Genomic DNA, 24,962 nt, shown 5'->3' with positions numbered 1-24,962 from the left:
TTCTAATACTATTTATTTTCTGAGTTATTATCTTTATCAGTATTTTCTATTTTATTTACTATCACCTTATCTATTCTGGCCCCGTCCATATCAACTATTTCTAAATTTAAATTTTTCCATTCTAAAGATTCACCCTCTCTAGGCACATGCTGTAATAATTCTAATATTAAACCGCTTATAGTATTATAATGATTGGAAGCATTTTCATCTTCTATTTCAAAATACTCTAAGAAATCATACATTGGACATTGCCCGTCCACAAACCAACCTCCATTCTTTCTCTTTCTAATATCTTTACTGTCTTTTCCCTCAGTTACAGAACCTACTAAAGCCTCAAATATATCGCTTTGAGTAATCATTCCATCTATATTTCCAAACTCATCTGATACAAGTCCTATTTTTGTATTATTCTTTTTCATATCTTCAAGAACCAAATAAACTTCCATATTATTATGAAAATAATTGGCTTTCTTCACAAATTTTTCTATTTTAGCCTTTGAACTATTCAATTTATCAAATATATCAGTTACCCTTACAACTCCCAAAATATTATCCAAATTTTTATCAGCAACAGGATAAGCAGAAAAAGAATGTTTTGATACTATTTTTTTTATCTCATCATTACTCATATTGACATCTAAAAATACTATATCATTTCTATGCGTCATTATAGATTCTATTTTTCTGTCTCCCAAAAAGAAAGCTCTCTCTATAATATCCTGTTCTATCTCCTTAACTTCTCCGCCTTGTCTTCCCTCTTCTATCATAGATTTTATTTCTTCTTCAGTTATAGGAGTCTTATCATCTTTTATTCCTAAAACCCTAGAAACTAATAATGCACTATTAGATAACACCCATACAAATGGAGCACCTATCTTAGAAAGTATTGTCATAGGAGCCGCAACAACTTTTGCTATTCTTTCAGGCATTACCATTCCTATTCTTTTAGGCACGAGTTCTCCGAATATTAATGTAAGATATGTTACTAATGCCACCACTAATATCTGAGCTATTATAGAAGAATAAGATGAAGGAACATTTATTTTTATAAGTAAATCGGCAAGCTCTTTAGCAACAGTATCCCCTGAATAAATACCTGTTAATATACCTATTAAAGTTATACCTATTTGTATTGTAGATAAAAATTTATCAGGATTATCTGCTAAAGTTAATGCTGTTTTTGCCCCTTTATTTCCTTCTTTACTGTCTTTCATAAGTGAAGATTTTCTTGCAGAAATTACTGCTATTTCTGACATGGCAAAAATACCATTTAAAAGTATTAACACTATTATTATTATTATATCCATTTTAATTTATCCTTAAAAATAAAAAAATATTTATTAGATTTAAAAAATTGAAAAGAAAATAATACGATTTTATAGAGGGAGGTATTAAAATATTTGTATAAAAAGAGTAAGTACTGAAAGTATTATCCTTAATAAAATTATTTTCTATTATTGCTGATAAAAAATATATTAAATTTTTAAATAGATAAACTAACATCTGATAACTGATTAAAAAACTTGTCAGATATTTATAAGAGAGTTTATCTTTAGCAATAATGAATATATATTATAATATAATATAAATAAAACTTCAAGTATTTGTAAATAAAATTTTACTAATAATATTAATTTGTTTTTAATAATATATTATACTTGTTTCAAAACTAATTTTATTTATTAATTGAGTAATCAAAGTCCAGATATGGTGTCAGCAGTAAAAAACTACATATATTCATATACTAAAATATCAATTATACAACATAGAAAACATTATTTTTATAATTGATAAATAATTAAAATTTTATATACAATCCTATCAGGTACTTTTGAAAAAATCTAATATAGTGAATTTTTCTTACTATTTATTTTGTATAAATACAAAAACGCATATATTACAGTATTTGCACTTTTGCAGTTTTTACGGCGGGAAAAGTTAATAAAATAACTTTTAAATAATTTTAATTATTAAATAAAACATTGACAAAATAAAATCATTTTAGTATATTATAAAAATTAAATAATAATTAAATTTATAACAAAGGAAAATTTGATGAGCGATAAAAAGGCAAAAGCTATTTTACTATTATCCGGAGGCTTAGATAGTACACTTGTAGGCGCTATATTAAAAAGAGAAAATATTGATGTGCTTGCTTTAAGATTTGTTACAGGATTGGAATATTCTGTCATAAAAGAAGAATTACTTGAAATATATAGTGAAGATCCTGCTAAAAAAGCTGCAGATTTTCTTAATATACCAATAAGATTTGTATCATTAAAAGATGTTTATTTAGATATGTTTTTAAATCCTAAATACGGCTATGGAAGTGCAATTAACCCATGTTTAGACTGTCATATATTAATGCTTAAAACTGCTAAAAAAATAATGGAAGATGAAGGATTTGATTTTATAGCGACAGGAGAAGTAAAAGGACAAAGACCTATGAGTCAGAAATCTCAGGACTTGATAAATGCTATAAAAGAAAGCGGACTTGAAGGAAAATTATTAAGACCCTTATCTGCTAAACTTTTACCTATAACTAAAGCTGAAGAAGAAGGGCTTATAAACAGAGAAAATCTTTATGATATATACGGAAGAAGCAGAAATGTACAGATGAAATTGGCAGAAGAGTTTGGAATAACAGACTACCCTATACCTGCAGGTGCAGGATGTTCTATAGTGGATAAAGGATATGCCAGAAGATATAATGATTTAATTTCTAATAATGGAAAAGATATACTTAATATAGAGCTTATGCAGTATTTGGCTATAGGAAGACATATAAGAATGAATAAAAATGTTAAGCTTTTGCTTGGAAGAAATGAAAAAGAAAATGATGCGTTTGAAAAAAGAAAAAGAGTAAACTGTATAATATTAAAACCTAATTATAATAGAGGACCTTTAGGATATTTAGAAATATATGATGATAATGCAGAAAATATTGATAAGGATATAATATATAAGTCAGCTATGATAATGGGATATTTTTCAAAAGAGGAAAATGAAATTCTGTCAATAACAGCATCATACTATAATAACTGTAAAGAATATAAGAATGAAGTAATACAAATAAATAATAAAGAATCTAAAAATACTAAATTTGAGCAGATAGTTTAAAATAATAATACCCTTTCAAATTATTCATTCAAAAGGGCATCACTATAACTTTTAGGATATTTTTATTTAACTTACTTTCTTATCGGAATAAATATAACTATCTTTATATGCTGGTATCTTTTTTATTTCAGCTAAAGCCTTCTGAGCTTCTTCTCTAGTTTCATATCTGCCTACTTTTAATTTATACATCATTTTTCCGTCAGACATAGTTTCTTCTTTTATAAATGCTTTTGGGAATTTAGCTTTTAAACTATCTCTAGCAGAATAAGTATTATCTTTGTCATAACCTACAGCAACCTGTATAAAGTATATAGAATCTGATGAAGAACTTCTAGTATAAGGCACGGTACTCTTTGCAGGAGTTGTTGTCTTAACAGGAGCTATACTAGCCATTTGCTGAGGCGGAGTATATGTTGTGTTAGGTGCCAATCCAGCTGTATCTTTTTCTTTAATATTTTCATTGATAGCATCCAATTCAGAAGCCAAATTCTGAGTATATTCATTGTATCTGTCTGCAGAAGTATTTCCTTCTCTGATAATGCTATTATTATTAACTGAAGCATCGTATTCACTTAATGCAGTAATGTCATCATTAGGCATATCAGCTGTACTTGTTTCTGTTGATGCCATATTTTCACTGTCCTGAGCATTTCTCATTAAAGCTGCAATAGAATCATCGGTATTATTTGCATGAACAGGTTTTGAACCGCCTAAATGAAAACCTAATACAAATATAAATAAAATTAAAGCAACAGAACTGATAGAAAATATCAATAATCTTATAGGGGTAAAATTAACTATATAAAGAGTTTTTTTTCTGCCAATATTGTGATTAATAGAAGATCCTTTTTCTTCTATGTTTGGATTTTGATTTAACTCCATAATACCTTCCTAATTTTTTAGAGATTATAATTAAATTATTATAATCTTTCATGTTGTTTATTAGAATATCGGCATTGAATCTATTATTTTTAACATCTCTTTGCATTTTTAATCTTTTTCTTGCTTCAGTTTCTGAAATATTTCTAGTTTTTCTCATTCTTTTAATAATATCAGAAGTTTTGGCATTGACATATATTAGGCTGCTGCATATAGAAGGAATTTTACTTCGCATGATAAGTGCCGCTTCTATAACAACATCTTTATCTGTATTTTCTACCATCTCTTTTACTTTATTTTCTATATACGGATAATTAAGTTCCTGAAGTCTTTTTAATTTTTTAGAATTGCCAAACACTATATTGCCAAGTTTTTTTCTGTCTATATTATTATTTTCATCTAATATAGATTCTGAGAACTCTTTTACTATATTATCTTTATTATCAATTAAAGCTCTATGCCCTATCAAATCGGCATCAATATATAATGCATTCATTTCCTTAGCAAGCATCTTAGAAAATGAACTTTTTCCGGAGCATATAAGTCCATATACTCCTATGATATTTCTTTCCATAAACTATTTACTATTTAAAATTAATTAACAGCATTAGCATTGGTATTAGTGCTTTGAACTGTATTTGTTATATAAGGCATTACTATTTGATTTAAATTAACTTTATTCAAAAGCCTTCCGTCTATAAGTTTAGCCAAAGAAACATTCTCATCTGCTGTTATAACCTTTATCATACCTACAGCACTATTATAACCTCTAGCAGATAAATCAGTTCTAGGAGTAGATGTATCATAAAGAATCAAATTCATATTATTAGTTACACCCTGCATTCTTCCGGCATTGATGTATATATTATCATTATGAATCTTTATAACTTTTGAATAGAAAGGAATACTATTATTTATAACCCTTCCTGCCATAACAGCAGCACCCATTACCTTTTCTCTGCCTCTGGTCATAACAGTAAAATTAGTAACAACTTTTTCACTCTTAACATCCACTAAATCAAGCATAATAGTAAAAGTATCATTATTTTGAAAAGCAGAGCCTCTTAAAAAATAATCAGCATTTATTCTATTAAGTTCTCTATATAAATCTACTGTATCATAATAATTTGTATACATTTCTAATACTTTAAATCTTCCAAATTGAGGAAGTACATAAGCAAATGTCTGATATAAAGATGTATTCAAAAATAAAGGACTATCTTTTTGTGCCGTAATAGTATCTGTTATTGCAACTGTGAATCCAGGAGTTTCTATATTATATTGTTCTATTCCCCAAGATTTTGAAACTATATTTTTATCTAATCTTCTTTTATAACTATCATATTTATATATTATAGATTTTTCTTCAGGGTTAACATTTTTTGCTATCTCTAATTCTTCTAAAGATTTTTCTTCCAAGCCCATTCTTCTATAAACATCTGAAAGCATTAATCTTGCGTAAGTATTAGCAGGATTTAATTTTAACATATGTTTTAAATATGCCTGAGCTCTTATATTATCTGCAAGTCTTGTATAGTAAGAAGCTAAATTTCCATAGTATAAAGCGGCTCTGTCCCTCTCATAATCAGGAGTAGGATTAGTATGCAGCAATACTCTTTCGTATGCAAGTCTTCCAAGCTCATCTTCAGGCTTAGTTCTAAGGTAATTTATATATGCATTTTTAGCCCGCAAATAATTATTAGCCCCCTCATAAACATTACCTATATAATAATATTTAGAATTATTTTTAAACCCTGTATCAGGCATATATTCTAATATAGCTATAGCTTCATCGTATCTATTTAAAGAAATAAATACATTAGCTTTCAATATATTAGCATCATTATAATTGGTATAGTAAAATAGGGCATTATTAATTTCATCTAAAGATTTATTATATTCTTTATTTAAATAATAATAATTAGCTAAATTATAATAAGATTCAGCCATTCTAGGATTATTTGTCATATTCTCATTAAATAGTTTTAAAGCAGCATTACTGTCGCCATTAGCAAGATACAAATATGCCAATGAAACAGTAGCCTCAGGTCTCACCCTATTAATAACCCTAGCCCTTTCATACATATTCATAGCTGTTTGATAATATCCTGCTCTCTCACTAAGAACACCTTCTGCATAATTAGCTATATAATTCTTATTATCTAATTGCTTTATAGTATTAACAGTTGTTCTCGCCTCTGAATTTCTATTATTCATAAGCTCCATAATTAACTTTCTTTCAAGCAATCTATAATTTCTTGAATGATATCGTTCAGCATCTGCTATTAAAGTTTCCGCCATAGCAAAATTATTAAGTTTTATATAATTATCTATCAATAATAAATATAAATCTAAATCGCTAGGCTTAACATTAAGAGATTCTAATATTCTTATGGAACTTTCATAATTTCTTTCATTATACAGTTTCAAAGCATTTTCTGCAGTATTTTGAGAAAAAGCATGAAAAACCAATATTTGAAAAATAAAAAGACTTAACAATAATCTTTTTTTAAAAATATTTTTCTTCATATTTTAAATAACACCTTATCTCATAGTATTTCTTGCCTGTATTTGCCTTCTTAAAAATGCCGGTTTTTCCAAATCATTATCAATAGTAGAAGTTTCACCAAATATAGACATTTTTGAACCCATTTTATTATGCTTATCCATATAATCATCTGATACTATATCAAATGGATTTTTGTGATAATCTGAATGGGGATTATTATGTTTCTCCTCTTCTTCAAAACGCATCTCTTCTGATATTCTTTCTTTTGTTTCATATCTATGAGCATACTCTGAATTATTATTAACTATAGTTCTATTAAATGTTTCTTTAATATCTTCATTATCATTTTCTTCTTCATTATCATTGCTAATGATGCTCTCATTGAGATTATTAAACCTATTTGATTTAGTTATTATAGGTTTTTTAAGGTTTCTAATATAATTTTCAAATTTATATTCTTTAGTTTCTTGAATTTTATCATTATTATCTGAAATTAATACCTTTTCTTTAACTTCTTGTTTTTCTTCTTCTATTACAGCTTCATTTTTTTCTGATGCTTTATCTTTTTGAATATTGATTTCTGAATTAATATTCAAAGTTTCAAGTTCTACTTCATGTCCTTCCTGAGGTTCTTTTACTATTGTATTTATATTATCTATATCAACTATATTTTCAGCTATATTTTTTGATGATATTTTACTCTCAGATATGATCTTTTCGCTTACTTCTGCTTTATTAATTTCATTTTTACTGCTGCTTATATCTTCTTCTTTTTTATTATCAGTATTAATATCTTCAACATGAGAATATGTATTATTAGAAGATACATCATTAGAACTATTAGAATTATTATTATTTATAATTGCACTTTTATTAACTGATGCAGATTTATTTATTATATCATTTGCATTTGAGTCTAAATCTTTATTTTCAGAATTATTCTTAGCATTTGCATCGAATCCTGTAGCAACTATTGTAACGATAATTTCATCTTTTAGTTCTTCCTTAGGACAAACACCTATTTTTATATTAGCATTATCATTAGCATAATTATTAATGATTTTACTAGCCTCTCTATACTCTTTCATAGCAAAATCTTTAGGACAAACTATATTAGCAAGTATACCTCTTGCATTTTTTATGCTTGAAACATCTAAAAGAGGATTTTCAAATGCATTAGTTATAGCTTTTTGAAGTCTTTCATCTCCCTTACCTACACCTATACCTAAATGAGCTCTTCCATTAGATAGAGAAATCATAGTCTTAACATCTGCAAAGTCAACATTAATAAATCCTGTCTGAGTAATTATATCAGATATTCCTTGTACGCCCTGACGAAGCACATCATCTACAACTGATAATGCCTCTTCATAACTATAATTATCCATATCAACCATATCATAAAGGTTTTCATTAGGTATTATTATAAGAGAGTCCACTACAGTAAGCATTTTATCGATTCCAGACTCAGCACGGTTCATTTTCAATTTACCTTCATATTCAAAAGGCTTAGTTACTACTCCTATAGTTAAAGCTCCTGCTTTTTTAGCAGCTTCAGCAACTACAGGACTTGCTCCTGTTCCTGTGCCCCCTCCGAAACTGCTTGCTATAAATACTAAATTAGCTCCATTTACAACTTCTTCTATATTGGCAATATCCTCTCTGGCAGCCTCAGCACCTTTTTCAGGATCTGTACCAGCCCCTAGTCCCTGAGTTACTCTGTCTCCTAAAACTATTCTTGTAGGAGCATTAGAACGAGATAGAGCTTGGGCATCTGTATTCATAGCAATAAACTCTACATCTTTCAAACCTTCTTCTATCATTCTGTTTACAGCATTACAGCCGCCGTTTCCAATACCTATTACTTTTATTACAGTATCTAATGATGAAGAATCATTATTAAATGCCATTTTTTCGCTCCCTTTCATATTGTCTGCTAATTCTATGCGATAGTTAGGATTCATTGCAACTCCCCTTGCGATATAATAGAATTTTTAATTATAAAATAAATTTATAATAAACATATTTCAATAAACATAATTATATTAACATAATTGTCAAATTCCGCAAGTAGTAAAAACAAAAAAATATGTTATTATGTTAATCGGATTATTTTATTTTTTTATTATAAAAAATGTTATGTTAATTAAATATTTTTAAAATGTTTGAGTTATTATAGATTTTAATATATACTAATAGAGAATTAATACTATTTATTCAATACTATTTACAAAAGAGAAATTTATGAATATACATTTACATACTTTCGGATGCCGTCTTAATCAATATGAAAGCGAAAAAATATCTTATGAATTAAAAAATATGGGAGCTAATATTACTGAATTAAATAATGCCGATGCAATAGCTATAAATACATGCACTGTTACTAATGACAGCGATAAAAAACTCATTGCATATTTAGAAAAACTTGGGGACATATCTCAAAAAAAAGTATTTTTAATAGGATGCTATGTTTCAAAAAAAGATAAAGATTCATCTATTATGCAAGATAATATTATACTAATACCAAATGATAAAAAAGAAGAGGCTTCAGAAATAATATTTAACACTATGCATAATAACTCTGAAAATAAAATAAATAATCCAATATTTTTTCCTCAGGAGCAAAGCAGAGCATATTTAAAAATACAGGACGGATGTGAAGTATTTTGTACATACTGCATAGTTTCAAGGGTGAGAGGAAGGCATAGAAGTGTAGAGCCTCAAAAAATATTTGATGCTGTAAAAATGGCTAATGATTACGGATATAAAGAAATAGTATTAACAGGGCTTAATTTGGGTTCATACAACTATAATAATGAAATCAGCTTCTATAATATACTCACTCAAATATTAGAACATTCCTCAAAATACGGCATTAGAATAAGACTTTCATCTGTAGAACCGCTTTATTTTGATGATAATCTTATAAGTCTATTTAAAAATGATGATGTACTATGTCCTCATGCTCATATACCGCTTCAGTCCGGGAGCAACAAAATACTTAAACTTATGAACAGAAGATACACAAGAGAAGATTATCTCTCAGTTACAGAAAAACTATATGAAACTAATTCAAATATGGCAATAAGCAGCGATGTAATGGTAGGCTTTCCTCATGAAGAAAATACAGATTTTAATGATACTTATGATTTATGTGAAAAGTCAAAATTTATAAAAATTCATATATTCAGATATTCAAACAGAGAAAATACTCCTTCATCAAAAATGGACTCTCAAGTCGGATACAGAACAAAGTTAAAAAGAGCTAAAATATTAAATACTCTAAACAGCAAATTAAAAGACTTATACTACAAAAATGCTGAAGGAAGAAATCTAAAAATAATAATAGAAAAAACTTTATCAGACAATAATTATATAGGAACAAGTGCTGAATACTTAAAATGCAAACTTCATAGCGAAACTAATCTAAACAAAAAAGAGCTTGTATATGCAAAGGCATTGAAATATGAAAGCGGCATTATGATATCTGAATAAATATATAATTAAAAAATATTATTTATCTGTTTTATTATTTGGTAAAAACTTCATCTTTATAGAGTAATTTAAAATAAAATACAAATTATAAAAAATAGTTTAAATATTTATTAATTCATATTTGAAAAAAATATATTATGTCTAAATTTTATAATAAAAATAATATATGATATTAAAGCATGAAAAATCATACCTAAACCAAACATAATAATAATAGTATTCATATTGAAAACAATATATCCTTTCAAATATAAAAAATACACAATACCATAATAAACAAAATTAATAATTATAGAATTAATAAGATTATATAATGTCTTACCATAACCTATAAATATATTATCAGGTATTATTGACAAAGCATAAAATATATAAAAAGGTGCCAATTTTAATACTATTAAATATACATCATTATGATTTTCAATTCTCTCCACATGTTCAAAAAATATATTTGAAAATAAAACTGCTGCTGATGCTAAAATGGTTATAAAAAATATTATCCTAAAATAATTCCAAAGCTGATTATTATCTTTATATTTACAATTAGTTCTTATAACTTCGTTTAAAGCAAGCACAGGCATCAATAACCAACTCCATATAAAATTATTTGCTATCCAATAATTGCCCTGTTCAGCTACTAAATTAACCATTTTTACAATCATTAAAGCATATACTATATTATCAACGAGAATTTGAAGTGCTGAAAATATTCCTATTTTAAAATAGGAAATAAATATCATCTTATCTTCTCTGTTAAACCATGATAATTTTATTAATCCATTTTTTATTAAAATAAAAATACCTAATATCCCCATAAGCAAATTTATAATCATATTTGAATAAGCAACACCAAAAACATTAAATTTTAGCACCAAATTAATATCCAATAAAATAATAAGTAATGTTTTTACAAATGCAAATATTATAAAAACTTTATACAATTCTCTAGATACTATTACTATGTTTATTGAAGTAATAATAAAACCAATTACAAATGCTATAGTTTCCAAATTTAAATACTTTGTAACAGCTTCAATATCAGGCTCATTAACATTCATAAATACTATCATACTTTTTGATTTTATATAAATTACTATGGAAAATAAACAATACAATATAAAACCAATTAAAAATGTTTTAAATGTTACTTTAGCAAAATCTTCTTCAGAATGATTTTTTATCACTCTATTAAATATGGCATACAAAGGTATATGTAAAAAAGCAAGCAATGTTTCATTTATTAAATCAAACCATTCAAGATGTCCCATAATATCAAACGATGAAGAATCAGCTGATATTGAAACTATAATAGTTCTTATAGTTTCATATAATGCCGGAAACAAAGATAAAAATATCAGTGAAAAATATAATTTATAATTAAAATTTTTAAAATAAAAAAGTTTTTTAATCATAAAATATCCTTATTTTATTGAATATTAAAATAATTAATAAAATTATTTTTTAAGTTTTAATAATAATACTTCTATATATTATATATCATAATTAATAAATATTAATAGTTATGCAATGATTATTTATTAACAAAAATAAGTAAAATGAATACTAATCTATAAATTAATAAAAAAATATATACAGAATAAAAAGACATTTGAATTATAATTGTTTCAAAAGACTAGATATTTATATATTTAAATAATAATTTATACAATATATAAAATATTGTTTTTATAATTGATAAACTACAAAACTTTTATATAATCTTGTCAAATAGTTTTAAAACAAGTCTATTTATTATAATGTTTTAATTATTAATATAAATTTTCTCTATATTGGTTTTATTATTTTCTCTATTTACCTGAAGTTTATAAATTTTATACGAAGAATTTTGAAAATCTTCTCTATAATGAGCCCCCCTGCTTTCATCTCTCTCAAGCATACTCAAAGCAATCATCTTCACACTTTCAATAATCAAATAAATTTCTATAGAACCATCTTCAATATTTTCTTTTATACTATAATTGCCTCTAATCTCATCAATCTTACTTAAGAAATTTTCTATTTTTTCCCTGCTTCTTATAATAGATAAATTTTCACTTACTAATTCTCTTATTTTTATAAGAACTTCATTTTTTTTCAAAGTGTTTTCTTTATCACCTTTTGAAATATCATTAATCCAATCATTAAATTCTTTTTCTATAATATTTAATTTTTTATCATTATTATCAAATTTACTATTTTTAATATATTTATAAGCATCTTTTACAGCATTATTTCCAAATACCAAAGCACCTCCCACAGAATTTCCACCAAGCCTATTAGCACCCTCTATCGCAGATGATAATTCACCAATAGCATAAAGCCCAGCAACACCTGTAAATCCATTGCTGTCTATTTTAATGCCTCCATTACAGCTATGAGCAAAATGAGTTATTAAAGTCTCATCTTTAAGTAAATCAATATTCATTTCCATTTTAAGCCAATCTAAATAGACAGTATAAAACTCTTCTTTATCCTTGTATAAATCTTCAGAATATTTTAGTCTTACTCCGCTATAAGGTATTTTTAAATCTATTTCACTGCTTTCAAAATCTGTACTGAAAGGGGCATAACTGCTTCTTTCAATCCATAATAAGCAGGTATGAATTGAATAAACTCCATATTTTGTGCATAAGCTCCTGCATCTAATGCCGCAATATGACAACTGCCATTAATTTTTTTAGGATATAAACTATTTTTATAATTTCCTGCTATTCCTCCAGCAGCTAAAATTATTACTTTAGATTTTATAAAGAAAAATTTATCTTTATTTTGAAATATGGCTCCTTCAATTTTATCATTATTCTTTATAATCCTTATTAAAGAACTTCCTTCAAATATTTTCAATCTTTTATTTTTTCTAAAAATTTTATTTGCTCTTTTTCTAGCTTCATTCCAATCATTAATCAAAAAAATATTTCTTGAGTATTTAGCAAAACAAGCAGGTCTTGAATCTTTTCTAAGCCAAGGTTTAAAACCAATCCTTTTTAGAAGATAAACATCTTTTTTAATATTTTTTATATAAGTCTTTATAAGTTCAGGATTTTCAACACCTTTTCCCATATTAGTTATATCTTCATAATATTTATTATAATCATTTTTATCTTTTGTTACCTGTATACCTAATGTAGCTTTTAAAGGAAAATAAGAAGCTCCAGAACAAATCTTGGCAGAATCAATAATACATACTTTCTTAAAACTTTTTAATGCTCGTTCAGCAGCAATAAGTCCAGCTATTCCTCCGCCTACAATTAATACATCGCAATCAAACTCTTTGTTTATATTCATAGCAACACTCTTATAAAATAATCATTCTGTAATTAAAATATCGGCACTTCTATTTTTATATAATGCCAAAGAAACTATCAAAGTAAATACTTCGCTTATAGGCAAAACCAAAACCAAACCTATAAACCCAAAAATATTTGGAAGTGTTAATACCAATACAATAGGCAAAATCATACTTCTTAAAGCAGCAACAATTGCAGAAGCTCCTGCCTTTTGAACAGAAGTATAATATGCACTCATTATAATATTGATTCCAACTCCTATAAATGTAGGTATAGAAGTTCTCACGAAAAATAAAGCATCATCAAAAGTCTGATTATCTACTTCTTTTAAAAGAGTATTAACAAGCAGACTAGGATTAATCAAAAGTATAATGGAACTTAACACTGATATAAAAGTAATTAAAAATACTGATATCTTTAAAAAATCTTTCATTCTATTTTTATTTCCAGAACCATAAGAAACACTAACCAAAGGTTCTAATGCCTCACCTATTGAATATGCCAGCATTATAAAAAACATTATTGCATAATTAGCAACTGAATATACTAGTATGCCTCTGTTTCCTGAAATATTATATGCTGTTATATTAAAAAGCCAAGGAATGAGTCCTGATGAAAAATTGCTTAAAAACTCAGAAAATCCATTAAATGCCGCTTTTAATATATATATCCAGCCTCCGTAAACTTTTATTATCTTCAATCTGCAATTTGGTTTTAAAAAATATGATAAGCCCATTAAAAAAGCTGTTATCTGTGATATTGCAGTAGCCCAAGCAGCCCCAGAAATACCTAAATCAAATACTATAATAAAAATAGGATCTAAAATCATATTAGCTAAAGATGATATTATAAACATTGAAGAAGCAAATCTCGGAGAACCATTTAGCCTTACAAATTGACTTAAAACATAAGCCATTCCCCAAAAAAATGTAGCAAAAAGTACACCCTCTACATAATCCAATGATAATTCATAAACCTCACTATGTGCACCAAAAAAAGGAAGAAGGCTCTCTCTAAATATATATGCTATAACTAATGGAAAACTTGCTATAGTAAGAACTACAATCAAAGTTTGAGTAAATATTAAATTAGCCCGTCTTATATTGTTTTGTCCTATACATTTTCCGGCAAGGGCAACAGAGCCTATAGTAAGCATTACATAAATACCGAAAGATAAAGCTGTTATAGGCCACACTATATTGATTGCAGTAAAAGCCTCTGCAGATATGAAATGTGCTACAAAAAAACCGTCCACAAATACAGCAGTACTTCCCATTATCATACCCAATATACTAGGTATTGCAAATTTGGAAAATAAATTTATACTGCTGTTTTCTATTAAAGTTTTATTATTAAGTTCCATTTATTATTCCTTAAAAAAAGAAAATATATAAAAACTATAAAAACATATACTAAAGAAGATTATTAAGACATAAAAAATAAATAACAAATTATTAATAGTGTGTTTTTTGACTAAATATATTATAGTCATATTATAATTTTATGTCAATATTGAAAGTTAACATTAAATAATAATATTTTAATTAATATATAATAATGTATAATAATTCAATATTACTAAAAGGAATCAAAAATGAAAATAATCAAATACAATATAAAATATATTAAAGAAATTATAAAAATATGGAATGACACTATAAAAGAAGGAATATATTTTCCTCAAATAGAAACATTAACTAATGAAGAAGAAGCTAATAAATATTTTAGCTCTCAAGACTATACAGGTGTAGCTATAGATAATGATAAAGTTTTTGGTGTGTATATACTTCATCCGAATAATATAGGAAGATGCGGACATATATCTAATGCCTCTTATGCTGTAAGTAAGGAGTCAAGAGGAAAAGGAATAGGAGAAGCATTAGTAAGAGATTCTATGGAACAAGGCAAGAAATTAGGATATAAAATACTTCAATTTAATGCTGTTGTAATATCAAATATCAATGCAAATAAATTATATGAAAAAATAGGGTTCAATAAAATAGGGATAGTTAAAAAAGGATATATGAATAAAAATAATGAATATGAAGATATTGTTCTTTATTATATAGATTTATAAAATAAAAAACAAGGAAGATAATTATTAATTATCAACCTTGTTTCATAATTTTTAATTTTATGCTTTTTTTAAAGGTACAGGAAGGCTTTTTACTGAATTTACTCTTTCATCAGTAATAGCTTTAGTAGGACATTTAGCTATACTATCATTTGTAACAACATAATCATCATAATTAACTATAGCAAGATAATTGTCAACTTTCATACCGCCTTCTTTTGTATTTTTAACACATATATTACAGCCTATACATGCTCTATCGCAAGCTTTCTTAGCTATAGGCCCTTTATCTTTGGATTTACAATAAACATGTATATCTTGAGAAACAGGGTGAATCTCAATAAGTTTCTGAGGACAAGCTTTAACACAAGCATTGCATGAAACACATTTATCTTCAACGATAACAGGCATTCCTGTTTCTTCGTCTCTGATAATTGCCCCGAATTCGCAAACGTTCATACAATCATAAAAACCAACACAGCCATAAGAACATTCTTTATTTCCTCCCGCCATAACAGCAGATACACAAGTTTCAGCACCAGTGTAAACTTTATTAGTCTTAGCTATGCCATTATGTCCATGACAGAAAATATATGCTCTTGTTCTCTCTTTTTGAGGAGGAGCAACTTTACCTAAAAAATCAGCTACCATTGCAGCAGTATCAGCACCGCCTACAGAACAGCCGTCTACAGGAGCCTTATCATCAACTAAAGCCTTAGCAAATTGAGCACAACCAGGGAAGCCGCATCCTCCGCAGTTAGCACCAGGAAGTTTTGCTGTAAGTTCTGTTACTCTCTCATCAACTTCAACTCTGAAAATTTTTGAAGAAAATATTAATAAAACAGCCAATATCAAAGCAATTACGCCTGAAGATATTGAAGCTACTAAAACAGATGTCATCATTTTTATTATCCTTATAAAATACTTCTAACACTCAAAAATCATATTTTTATTATTCCGGAGAAACCATAGAAAATAAGTGCAAGTATACCTGCTGTGATAAAAGGCATAGCAGGACCTTTGAAAGCTTCCGGTATATCTGCAGTCATTAAACGCTCTCTTATACTAGCCATTATAACTAAAGCTAATGTGAATCCAACTCCTGCACCTAAAGCGAATACTATATTTTGTATAAAATTATATTTATATAAAACTCCGAATAAAGCTAATCCTAATACACAACAGTTAGTAGTAATAAGAGGGAGAAATATACCTAAAGCTAAATATAAACTTTCGCTTGTTTTTCTTACAACCATCTCTACAAATTGTACCAAAGCGGCAATTACTATAATGAAAAGTATAGTTTGTAAAAATTCTATTTTGAAAGGTACTAATATATAATATTGTATCATCCAACTAACAGCAGCCGTTAGAACTAATACGAAAGTAACAGCAATACCCATACTAACTGCTGAATCTAACTTATTAGATACTCCTAAAAACGGACATATTCCCAAAAATTTAGTTAAAACGAAATTATTAACTAAAACAGTTGCTACAAATAATAAAATTAAATTAACCATTAGCTTTTCCTCCTCTAGCATCTATAGCTCTTTTAATAGCAATTAAAGTTCCTAAAGTGAAGAAAGCACCAGGAGCCATAATCATAACAACCCAAGGAGTAGTAATTTCATTATATGCATTCAAAGCAAAAGGCATAGCAGACTCAAAGAAACCTCTTAAAGTACCAACTATATCAAATCCGAGCCAAGAACCATTACCTAAAATCTCTCTAATAGAAGCAAGTAATGTTAAAGCAATAAAGAAACCTACACCATTACCTAAAGCATCAAAAATACTAGGTATAATTCCATTTTTATTAGCAAAAGCCTCTGCCCTTCCTAATATGATACAGTTTACAACTATAAGAGGAATATACGGACCTAATGCCAAAGATAATGTATAAAACTTAGCTTTCATAACAATATCTGTCAAAGTAACGAAAGCTGCTATAACCACTATGTATCCCATAATTCTAACTTCATTAGCATAAATCTTCTTAATAAGAGAGATTAAAGCAGAAGAACAAACCAAAACGAATATAGTAGCTACAGACATACCTATAGCATTCATTACGCTGCTTGTAACTGCCAAACTAGGACACATACCAAGAACCTGAACGAAGGTAGGATTATTTTTCCAAACACCTTCCATAAATACCTGAGAATTTTTCATAATAATTTAACCTTGATTTAATTAAGATTACACTACTACATTGTATCACAAATCATAATTTTTTCAAGTAAAATTATGATTTACAAGCTATTAATTATATATAAATTTCAACAAAATTTGATATTAAAAACTATATTTTTATATATTTTCTCACTTAACATCATCTCTGATTTTGAAAAATGACATAGCTTCTTCCAATTTTATAGATAATTCCTCTAATTCTTCAGAAATTTCACTTACATCTTCTGCTAATTCAGTATTACTTCTTGAAGTATCTTCCATATTTAATATATGAGAACTAATGGAATCTATACCATCTTTCTGCAGTTTTAAAGCACTGCTGAAATTGGAAAGTAAAGAATAGGCTTTTTCTAGCTTTCCTTTCATATCATTGAATAATTCCTTAGATTGATTTGTAGATTTAGCTGCTAATTCTATACGCTTCTGGCTCTCCTCTATAAGAGAGGATATGTCTTTAACTGAACCTGATGTACTTTGGGCTAAATTTCTAACTTCATTTGCTACAACTGAAAAACCTCTTCCATTTTCACCAGCCCTTGCTGCTTCAACAGAGGCATTCAAAGCTAATATGTTTGTTTGAAAAGCTATATTTTCTATAACCTTTGTAATATCTTTTATTTTATTACTAGCTTCACTTACTGAATTAGCATTATCTGCAGCTTCAGAAATACTGCTGTCAGCCATATCTATGGAATTATTAGCATCTTTCATTATATCAATAAGTTCATTAGCATAATTAGTAGTTTCTAATACAGAATTCCCTATATTATTAGTTATGTTTGAAGTTTCCTGCATTTTATAAGAATTATTTTCTGTTTCGGCATGCAGCTTATTATTCTTTGATGATATCTCTCCAGCTTTATTCTTCGTATCTGCAGCAATACTATTGGCAGTATTAACTGCATTCATTAATGCTAATTTCATATTATAAAAGCTGCACATAAGTACGCCTATTTCATCTTTTCGAGTACTGCATGAAATATTATTATTATTAGCTATATGACCATTAGATATATTATCAGGTTCATCTACAACCATATTTAAAGGTAAAATTATAGATCTCGCTATCAATCTACCAATAAAACAAATTATAACAGACATAACTATTGCTATAATTATAACTATTTTGGTAAGTTTGTTCTTATCTCCGTAAATTTCATCTTGACTGTAGCTTACTATAAGATACCAAGGAGTATTATTTATAGGATTAAATAAAGATATTTCTGATACATTACTATCATCTACATATTCCAAAATACCCTCCTTATTATCTAAAACATATTGAAAAAATTTATCCTCTCTTTCTCTTATAGTTTCAGCCTTTCTCTCATAAGCAGATGCACCTATTATATTACTTTCATATATATAGAGTTTATTTGTATCATTATGTGCTATTATGTTTTTATTCTTATCTATAATGATTATGGAACCTGTTCTTCCAATTGACTTGGAGTAATATAATCTGATATAAACTTCATCCAATTAATAGAACTATTCAAAACGCCTACAACTTTTCCATTTTCATCTTTAACGCCTTTCCATATAACACATATAGCATTAAGCGGATTGGCTGAAGATGGCTGAATTAAATCTCTCCCAGCAAAATCATATCCTGTGTCTCTGAATCTAGTCCAATCAGATGAATTTTTTCCATAGTTTATATGAAGCAGTTTTCCGCCTATAGAATCAAGTATTATATTAGCATCAAAATTTACAAGAGAATAATTATAAAAAACCTGTGTATCTGAAACCTCTCTAGTAAATTCTTTTAATGATCCTTCCGCTGCCAATTTATTTTCTTCTGTTGGATTGACTAAATATCTTGAAAGATTGGGATCTTTAGAATATAAATCAATCATATCAGAATACGACTTAGCTGCAACTCTAAGACCTTTTATCGCCGTATCTTCTATAGAATTAGAACTTACTATTGTAATTATAAGAACTATAATAAACATACATAATATAAAAGTAATTGAAATTATAAAAGGTATTCTAAAGGAAAGATTATTTATTTTCATAATACATAAACCGCATAAAAATAAACTAAAAAAAATTTAGATATTTTTTAAAAACTAATTATTTTTTATAGAACATAATATAGTCAAAAAATATAAAAAAATCAAATTTATAATACAAAATTATAATAATAAAATATAAATGTAATGTAAATAATAAAATTTCATTACTTAAATATGTAATTGAGAAAAATGATATAAATATATATAAAATTTGGGCGGGCTTCTATAATTTCTAAATAAAGCATTAAGAAAATATTAAGCAAAATATTAAAAATAAGTAAAAAATCTAAAGGGCGGGGAATGAAAATAGATTAAAAATTTATTTACACACCCCATAAATTTAAAAATTTTTTCTGATTTTAATAGCATATTATTTTTTAAAAATCAATTTATAAATGGCACACCCACCCAAGTTTTATTTAAATTCATAACTTCCATAACGCACGCAGAGCAAAGTTATAAATATATATTAATTATAAATTCTAATTTTTATTATATTTGAAATTTTGCTAACCGTGCGTGTAGAAAATTTTTAAATTTAAAAAAATCTAGGGCTGGCTTCTATAACTTCCAAGTAAAGCATTAAGAAAATATTAAGCAAAATATTAAAAATAAGTAAAAAATCTAAAGGGCGGGCAATTATAAAAAGTAAAAAATCACTTGCTGTATTTTTCTAATATGCTTTTTATTTCATCATCGAAGATTATTAACGACTTTATATATTCATTATTAATAGATAAATCAGCCCCATTTTTTAGTAAAAGTTCAAATATGTAAGCATTTTTCTTTTGAGCTGCTATAACTAATGCCGTATTTTTAAAATGGTCTGTTATGTTAATATCAGCATTATTTTTTATAAAAAACTCTGTAAGTTCTACATGTTCCTTCTTAATAGCAACCATTAGAGGAGTATATCCATCTTTTCCTATTTTATTAATATCTGCATTATTATCTAATAGCATTTTTGCAATTTCTATATTTTCAACAAGAGTTAAAGCTGTATATCCATAATCATCTTGAAAGTTAACATCTATTCCTTTTGATATATATTTTGATACTTTTTCAGTTTCTCCATATGAAACACTATTAAGAAATTTGGAGTTTCTCTTATATTCTTTATCATGATAACTTTTAAAAATGTTAAACATATCATAATTTTCATTTTTACTCGCATAATATAATGCTCTTCTTCCATAAGCATCTCTCGCAAATACATCAGCTTTATTTTCTATTAAAATTTTTACTATATTAATATGATTATACACAGCAGCAAGAATTAAAGCACTAGAACCTAATTTAGTTTGAATATTAATATCAGCATTACTTGCTATTAATAAGTTTAATATTTTTTTAGCATTATAAGAAGCAGCACACATTAAAGGAGTAATGCCGTCATTATCCATAGCATTTACATCTGCTCCTCTTTTTATAAACTCTTCTGCTATATCAAAATCATTGTCATTATTAGAAATATATTCTAAAGCTGTATTATTTAAATAATTTCTAAAATTAACATCAGCATTATGTTCTAGTAATATTTTTATTATTTCTTTATAATGACTGCGTGAAGCTAAAAGTAATGCATTAAATCCGTATTCCCCGTATACAGCATTATTAATATCAACTCCTTCAGAAATATATTTCAAAACATCATCTATTTTATTTTCAATAACTGCATATAAAAATTTTATTTCTTTAGATGAAGCATCTAGTATTAATTTTACCATTTTCTCTTGATAAAGATTTTTATTATATGCTATATCTAATGCAGTTTTTTCATAGTTATTTTTTAATGTCAAATCAGGATTATATTTCAAAAGAAGCTCAGCAATCTCTATATTATGTCCATTTACGCTATACATCAGAGGAGTTTCTTTTCTATGATCTGATAAATTAATATCAGCATTATGCTCTAACAATATTTTTGCTATATCATAAGAACGATAATCACATGCAATTATCAAAGGAGTTCTGCCCCATTTATCTTGTACATTCGGACTTGCATTATATTCAAGTAAAGCTTTAACCATATCAATATTTATACTTTCACATGCATATATTAAGGCGGTATTTTCTTCATCATTATTTTTTATTTCTGTATCAGCATTATTCTCTAATAAAGCTCTTACAAAATCAGTTTTTCCAGCATAAGAAGTCCATATTAATGCTGTAAAACCTCTATTATCCTTTGCGTTTATATCTGCTCCATACTCTAATAATATTTTTATTATTTCTCTACTAGCTTTATTATTTTCCATTAAGGCATAATATATTAATGCCGTTTCTCCTTTTTGATTTTTATAATTAGGATCATAGCCGTTTTCAAGTAATATTCTCACTATTTCAGCATGATTTCCGCTGCAAGCTATCATCAATGCAGTTAAATAATTATTTTCTAATGTAGTCTCTATATACATATCAGCTTTGTGTTCAAGAAGAATTTTAACTACATCTGCATTACCATAAATACATGCATATATCAAAGCAGTATAATTATAATTGTTAGTCATATCTACAGAAGCATTACACTCCAATAAAAGTTTTACTATATCAGCATTTCCTTTGTAAGAAGCAATCATTAAAGGAGTATATCCGTCTTTATTCTTAAAGTCAATTTCAACATCTTTTTCTGAAGCAGCATTTTTATTATTTTTATTTTCAATTAGTATTTTTGCTATTCCAAAAATATTTATATTTATATAATTATTTTTGTTTAATAAATATTTTATATGCTGAATATTGCCTTCTTCTACAGCATTGAAAAATTCAACTTTTTCTTTATTTGTAAACATCATAAACCTCTAATATTTTTTATTTAGTGAAGTATATCAAAAATTATATAGTTAATCAATCTAAAATTAAGATATGTTCTTAAGCACACTAAAAGCAAGTTTTAATTAAATTAATAATTTCCGCACCGCACGCAGAGAAAAGTTATAAATATATGTTAATCATAAATTCTAATTTCTATTATATTTTAAATTTTGCTAACCGTGCGTAAATTAGATTCTAAAATTAAAAAAAATCTAGGGCGGGCATCTATAATTTCTTGATAAAACATTAAAAAAATTTAATCAAAAATTTCTAAATAAATAAAAAATCTAAAGGGCGGGAAATTAGAATAGATTTAAAACCTATTTACATACCCCACCCTTTTATACTTAATGCTGCAATTTGTAATAATGGCTTTCACATATTTCTTAGCTTCATTAGAAATTATAGCACCCACCCAAGTTTTTATTAAATATGAGAATTTTATTAACCGCACGATAAATAAATAGTAGTTAAATGATAAATTAAGAAGTAAAATTCATTTAATTATAGGATTATACTCTGCGTGCGTTAAATATAATATATATGTAATAAATTAAATTTTAACTCGTAAAATATTAACATAACTATATTAACATAATATTAGCATATATTTTTTAATAAAACTGAAGAAAAAAATTTTTATTTAACTAAAAAAAATTAATAATTAAAAAGCTATAACCGATAATAAATATGTGTTCAGGGAAGAACACATATAAATAATTCATGGAGGAACCATATGGTTATCAACAATAATATAAGTGCTATAAACGCACAACGCACTTTAAAATTCCGCCAAGTAGATCTTAAAAAAGATGCAGCTCAAATTTCTAGCGGTATGAGAATTAATCAAGCTGGAGATGATGCTAGTGGATTAGCAGTATCAGAAAAAATGAGAACTCAGATCCGCGGTTTGCGTATGGCTGAAAGAAATACTCAAGACGGTATATCTTTCATTCAAACTACTGAAGGATACTTAGAAGAAACTACTAACATTCTTCAAAGAATTCGTGAATTAGCTATACAAGCAGCTAATGGTATCTATACTGATGAAGACAGACTTTATGTACAAATCGAAGTTTCTCAGTTAGTAGACGAAATCGACAGAGTTGCTTCACAAGCTCAATTCAACAAGCTTAACATGTTAACTGGAAGATTCGCTAGATCTACAGGTGAAAACACTCCTACAGCTTCTATGTGGTTACACATCGGTGCTAATATGGACGAAAGAAAACGCGTTTATATCGGTACTATGAACAGCCAAGCTCTTGGACTTAAAAACCCAGTAGGTCCTGCTGTTACAGCTACATTCATCAGCGTTTCTAGCCCAGCTAAAGCTAACTCTGTAATTGGTATGGTAGATGAAGCTCTTCTTAAAGTATTAAAACAAAGATCTGACTTAGGTGCTTATCAAAACAGATTAGAAATGACAGCTCAAGGCTTAATGGTTGGATACGAAAACATGCAGGCTTCTGAAAGCAGAATTCGTGATACAGATATGGCTGAAGCATCAGTTAAACTTGCTAAAGACCAAATTCTTAACCAAGCTAACTTGTCTATGCTTGCTCAAGCTAATCAGTTACCACAAGGTGCTCTTAGATTATTACAATAATTAATTTTCAATTAGTTTTGTAGTATTAACCATATAGGGGACATTCTTAATTGAATGTCCCCTTTTTTATACTCTAATTAATGATCAAATTTCTTAATTATATATTTATTACCATATTAAACTGTTTTGATATCTCTCTTTTTATAGCACTTAAATATTGAGATACTGCCGACTGAGTTACATTAAGTGATTTTGCCAGCTCCTCCTGACTTCTCCCCTCTGCAAATAATTTCATTATTCTTTTTTGTTTTGGTGTAAGTATGGCTATTATTAAATTTGAAACCCTGCTGTATTCACTATCAGTTAAAGCATTCGTATAAAGTATATTATCCAGATCATCGTTCGTTAATATGCTCTCCCTACTGTCTGTCCTATCTAAATTAACTTTCCTAGTACCTAAACTCTTATTAATCTCTTTTAACACATCATTACAAAGCTTTTTACAAGTATCATATTTAGAACATAAGTTACACATTATATTAATACTCCTCTAAAATACATAATATTTTATCAAGAACTTCAGGCTTATAATTTTCTGCATCAATATCTTCTAACTGTCTAATGGCATTCTTTATATCAACACGCATTATAACCCATTCCTCCCAATTAGTTTTTTTGTTGTAAAAATAATCATCCTCCTTAATATTATCTAATATGTTTTTTATGAGTTTTTTGTAATAGATGTTTTTTTGAAAAGTTTTCATATCGTACTCCTATTACAGTATTTTTCTATACTGTATAATAATACTATATATTAAACACCAATTTATTACAACTATCTATATTATATTTTTATATATTATATTTAAATTTATTATATAAAATATCATAATATATTACATTTCATACATATAACTTAAAATTTCTATTATATAATTAAAAATGGTTTCAAAATTAAATTGATTAATACTTAGTTGTTATAATTTAATATTATTTATATATCAAAAAATAGGTT

19 protein-coding genes and 1 pseudogene are annotated in these 24,962 nt (G+C 26.9%); 4 read left to right on the top strand and 16 right to left on the bottom strand.

Features of this window, described 5'->3' with window-relative positions; genetic code table 11:
* Positions 1-8: 8 nt before the first annotated feature.
* Positions 9-1,307, bottom strand: a complete 1,299-nt coding sequence (locus tag BFL38_RS02395; RefSeq protein WP_069725552.1) for a hemolysin family protein — start codon at positions 1,305-1,307, stop codon at positions 9-11.
* A gap of 748 nt (positions 1,308-2,055) precedes the next feature.
* On the opposite strand from BFL38_RS02395, the gene BFL38_RS02390 reads away from it, so the two are divergent.
* Complete coding sequence (locus tag BFL38_RS02390) at positions 2,056-3,120, top strand: thiamine biosynthesis protein (protein WP_069725551.1); 1,065 nt, start codon at positions 2,056-2,058, stop codon at positions 3,118-3,120.
* Between the two features lie 66 nt (positions 3,121-3,186).
* Here the strand turns inward: BFL38_RS02390 and BFL38_RS02385 are convergent, their stop codons facing one another.
* The 4 genes from BFL38_RS02385 to ftsZ are packed head-to-tail and all read right to left on the bottom strand — an operon-like array spanning position 3,187 to position 8,472.
* On the bottom strand, positions 3,187-4,002 hold the full coding sequence (locus BFL38_RS02385) for an SPOR domain-containing protein (RefSeq protein WP_069725550.1): 816 nt from the start codon (positions 4,000-4,002) through the stop codon (positions 3,187-3,189).
* Positions 3,953-4,573, bottom strand: a complete 621-nt coding sequence (gene coaE, locus BFL38_RS02380; protein WP_069725549.1) for a dephospho-CoA kinase — start codon at positions 4,571-4,573, stop codon at positions 3,953-3,955. The genes BFL38_RS02385 and coaE overlap by 50 nt, the downstream gene beginning before the upstream one ends.
* A gap of 20 nt (positions 4,574-4,593) precedes the next feature.
* Positions 4,594-6,528: a tetratricopeptide repeat protein gene (locus BFL38_RS02375; RefSeq protein WP_069725548.1), complete on the bottom strand. Its 1,935-nt coding sequence runs from the start codon at positions 6,526-6,528 to the stop codon at positions 4,594-4,596.
* Positions 6,529-6,543: 15 nt separating this feature from the next.
* A complete protein-coding gene (gene ftsZ / locus BFL38_RS02370) occupies positions 6,544-8,472 on the bottom strand; it encodes a cell division protein FtsZ (RefSeq protein ID WP_069725547.1) in 1,929 nt (642 codons plus the stop codon).
* A 280-nt stretch (positions 8,473-8,752) separates the two neighbouring features.
* On the opposite strand from ftsZ, the gene mtaB reads away from it, so the two are divergent.
* Positions 8,753-10,006, top strand: a complete 1,254-nt coding sequence (mtaB, locus tag BFL38_RS02365; protein WP_069725546.1) for a tRNA (N(6)-L-threonylcarbamoyladenosine(37)-C(2))-methylthiotransferase MtaB — start codon at positions 8,753-8,755, stop codon at positions 10,004-10,006.
* A 110-nt stretch (positions 10,007-10,116) separates the two neighbouring features.
* Here mtaB and BFL38_RS02360 read toward each other — a convergent pair whose 3' ends face one another.
* The 4 genes from BFL38_RS02360 to BFL38_RS02350 all read right to left on the bottom strand — a co-directional run bounded on the left by BFL38_RS02360 (position 10,117) and on the right by BFL38_RS02350 (position 14,656).
* Complete coding sequence (locus BFL38_RS02360; protein WP_069725545.1) at positions 10,117-11,418, bottom strand: hypothetical protein; 1,302 nt, start codon at positions 11,416-11,418, stop codon at positions 10,117-10,119.
* A gap of 350 nt (positions 11,419-11,768) precedes the next feature.
* A complete protein-coding gene (locus BFL38_RS15320; protein WP_256097187.1) occupies positions 11,769-12,431 on the bottom strand; it encodes an FAD-binding protein in 663 nt (220 codons plus the stop codon).
* A 104-nt stretch (positions 12,432-12,535) separates the two neighbouring features.
* The gene (locus tag BFL38_RS15315) at positions 12,536-13,291 is read right to left on the bottom strand and encodes an FAD-binding protein (RefSeq protein ID WP_256097170.1); all 756 of its coding nucleotides are present in this window, start codon (positions 13,289-13,291) and stop codon (positions 12,536-12,538) included.
* 21 nt (positions 13,292-13,312) lie between these two features.
* Positions 13,313-14,656 (bottom strand): MATE family efflux transporter, encoded by a 1,344-nt coding sequence (locus BFL38_RS02350; protein ID WP_069725544.1) that lies wholly within the window; start codon positions 14,654-14,656, stop codon positions 13,313-13,315.
* Between the two features lie 231 nt (positions 14,657-14,887).
* On the opposite strand from BFL38_RS02350, the gene BFL38_RS02345 reads away from it, so the two are divergent.
* Positions 14,888-15,370 (top strand): GNAT family N-acetyltransferase, encoded by a 483-nt coding sequence (locus tag BFL38_RS02345; protein WP_069725543.1) that lies wholly within the window; start codon positions 14,888-14,890, stop codon positions 15,368-15,370.
* A gap of 57 nt (positions 15,371-15,427) precedes the next feature.
* Here the strand turns inward: BFL38_RS02345 and BFL38_RS02340 are convergent, their stop codons facing one another.
* The 5 genes and pseudogenes from BFL38_RS02340 to BFL38_RS02320 all read right to left on the bottom strand — a co-directional run bounded on the left by BFL38_RS02340 (position 15,428) and on the right by BFL38_RS02320 (position 22,376).
* Positions 15,428-16,270, bottom strand: coding sequence for an RnfABCDGE type electron transport complex subunit B (locus BFL38_RS02340; RefSeq protein ID WP_069725542.1), 843 nt, complete (start codon positions 16,268-16,270; stop codon positions 15,428-15,430).
* 38 nt (positions 16,271-16,308) lie between these two features.
* A complete protein-coding gene (gene rsxA, locus BFL38_RS02335) occupies positions 16,309-16,890 on the bottom strand; it encodes an electron transport complex subunit RsxA (RefSeq protein WP_069725541.1) in 582 nt (193 codons plus the stop codon).
* The gene (gene rsxE, locus BFL38_RS02330) at positions 16,883-17,542 is read right to left on the bottom strand and encodes an electron transport complex subunit RsxE (protein WP_069725540.1); all 660 of its coding nucleotides are present in this window, start codon (positions 17,540-17,542) and stop codon (positions 16,883-16,885) included. The genes rsxA and rsxE overlap by 8 nt, the downstream gene beginning before the upstream one ends.
* A gap of 150 nt (positions 17,543-17,692) precedes the next feature.
* Positions 17,693-19,584: pseudogene (locus BFL38_RS02325) on the bottom strand (methyl-accepting chemotaxis protein).
* Positions 19,585-20,240: 656 nt separating this feature from the next.
* The gene (locus BFL38_RS02320) at positions 20,241-22,376 is read right to left on the bottom strand and encodes an ankyrin repeat domain-containing protein (RefSeq protein ID WP_069725539.1); all 2,136 of its coding nucleotides are present in this window, start codon (positions 22,374-22,376) and stop codon (positions 20,241-20,243) included.
* A gap of 758 nt (positions 22,377-23,134) precedes the next feature.
* Here BFL38_RS02320 and BFL38_RS02315 point away from each other — a divergent pair.
* Positions 23,135-24,007 (top strand): flagellin N-terminal helical domain-containing protein, encoded by an 873-nt coding sequence (locus BFL38_RS02315; protein ID WP_008730936.1) that lies wholly within the window; start codon positions 23,135-23,137, stop codon positions 24,005-24,007.
* A 97-nt stretch (positions 24,008-24,104) separates the two neighbouring features.
* Here BFL38_RS02315 and BFL38_RS02310 read toward each other — a convergent pair whose 3' ends face one another.
* Complete coding sequence (locus BFL38_RS02310; protein WP_008724452.1) at positions 24,105-24,482, bottom strand: helix-turn-helix transcriptional regulator; 378 nt, start codon at positions 24,480-24,482, stop codon at positions 24,105-24,107.
* A gap of 4 nt (positions 24,483-24,486) precedes the next feature.
* Positions 24,487-24,711 carry a hypothetical protein gene (locus tag BFL38_RS02305; protein ID WP_069725538.1) on the bottom strand — a complete coding sequence of 75 codons (225 nt, stop codon included), beginning with the start codon at positions 24,709-24,711 and terminating at the stop codon, positions 24,487-24,489.
* Positions 24,712-24,962: the final 251 nt, after the last annotated feature.

The organism is Brachyspira hampsonii (genome assembly GCF_001746205.1).
GTDB classification, from domain to species: domain Bacteria; phylum Spirochaetota; class Brachyspiria; order Brachyspirales; family Brachyspiraceae; genus Brachyspira; species Brachyspira hampsonii_B.
This window is presented reverse-complemented; position numbering and strand designations above follow the sequence as displayed.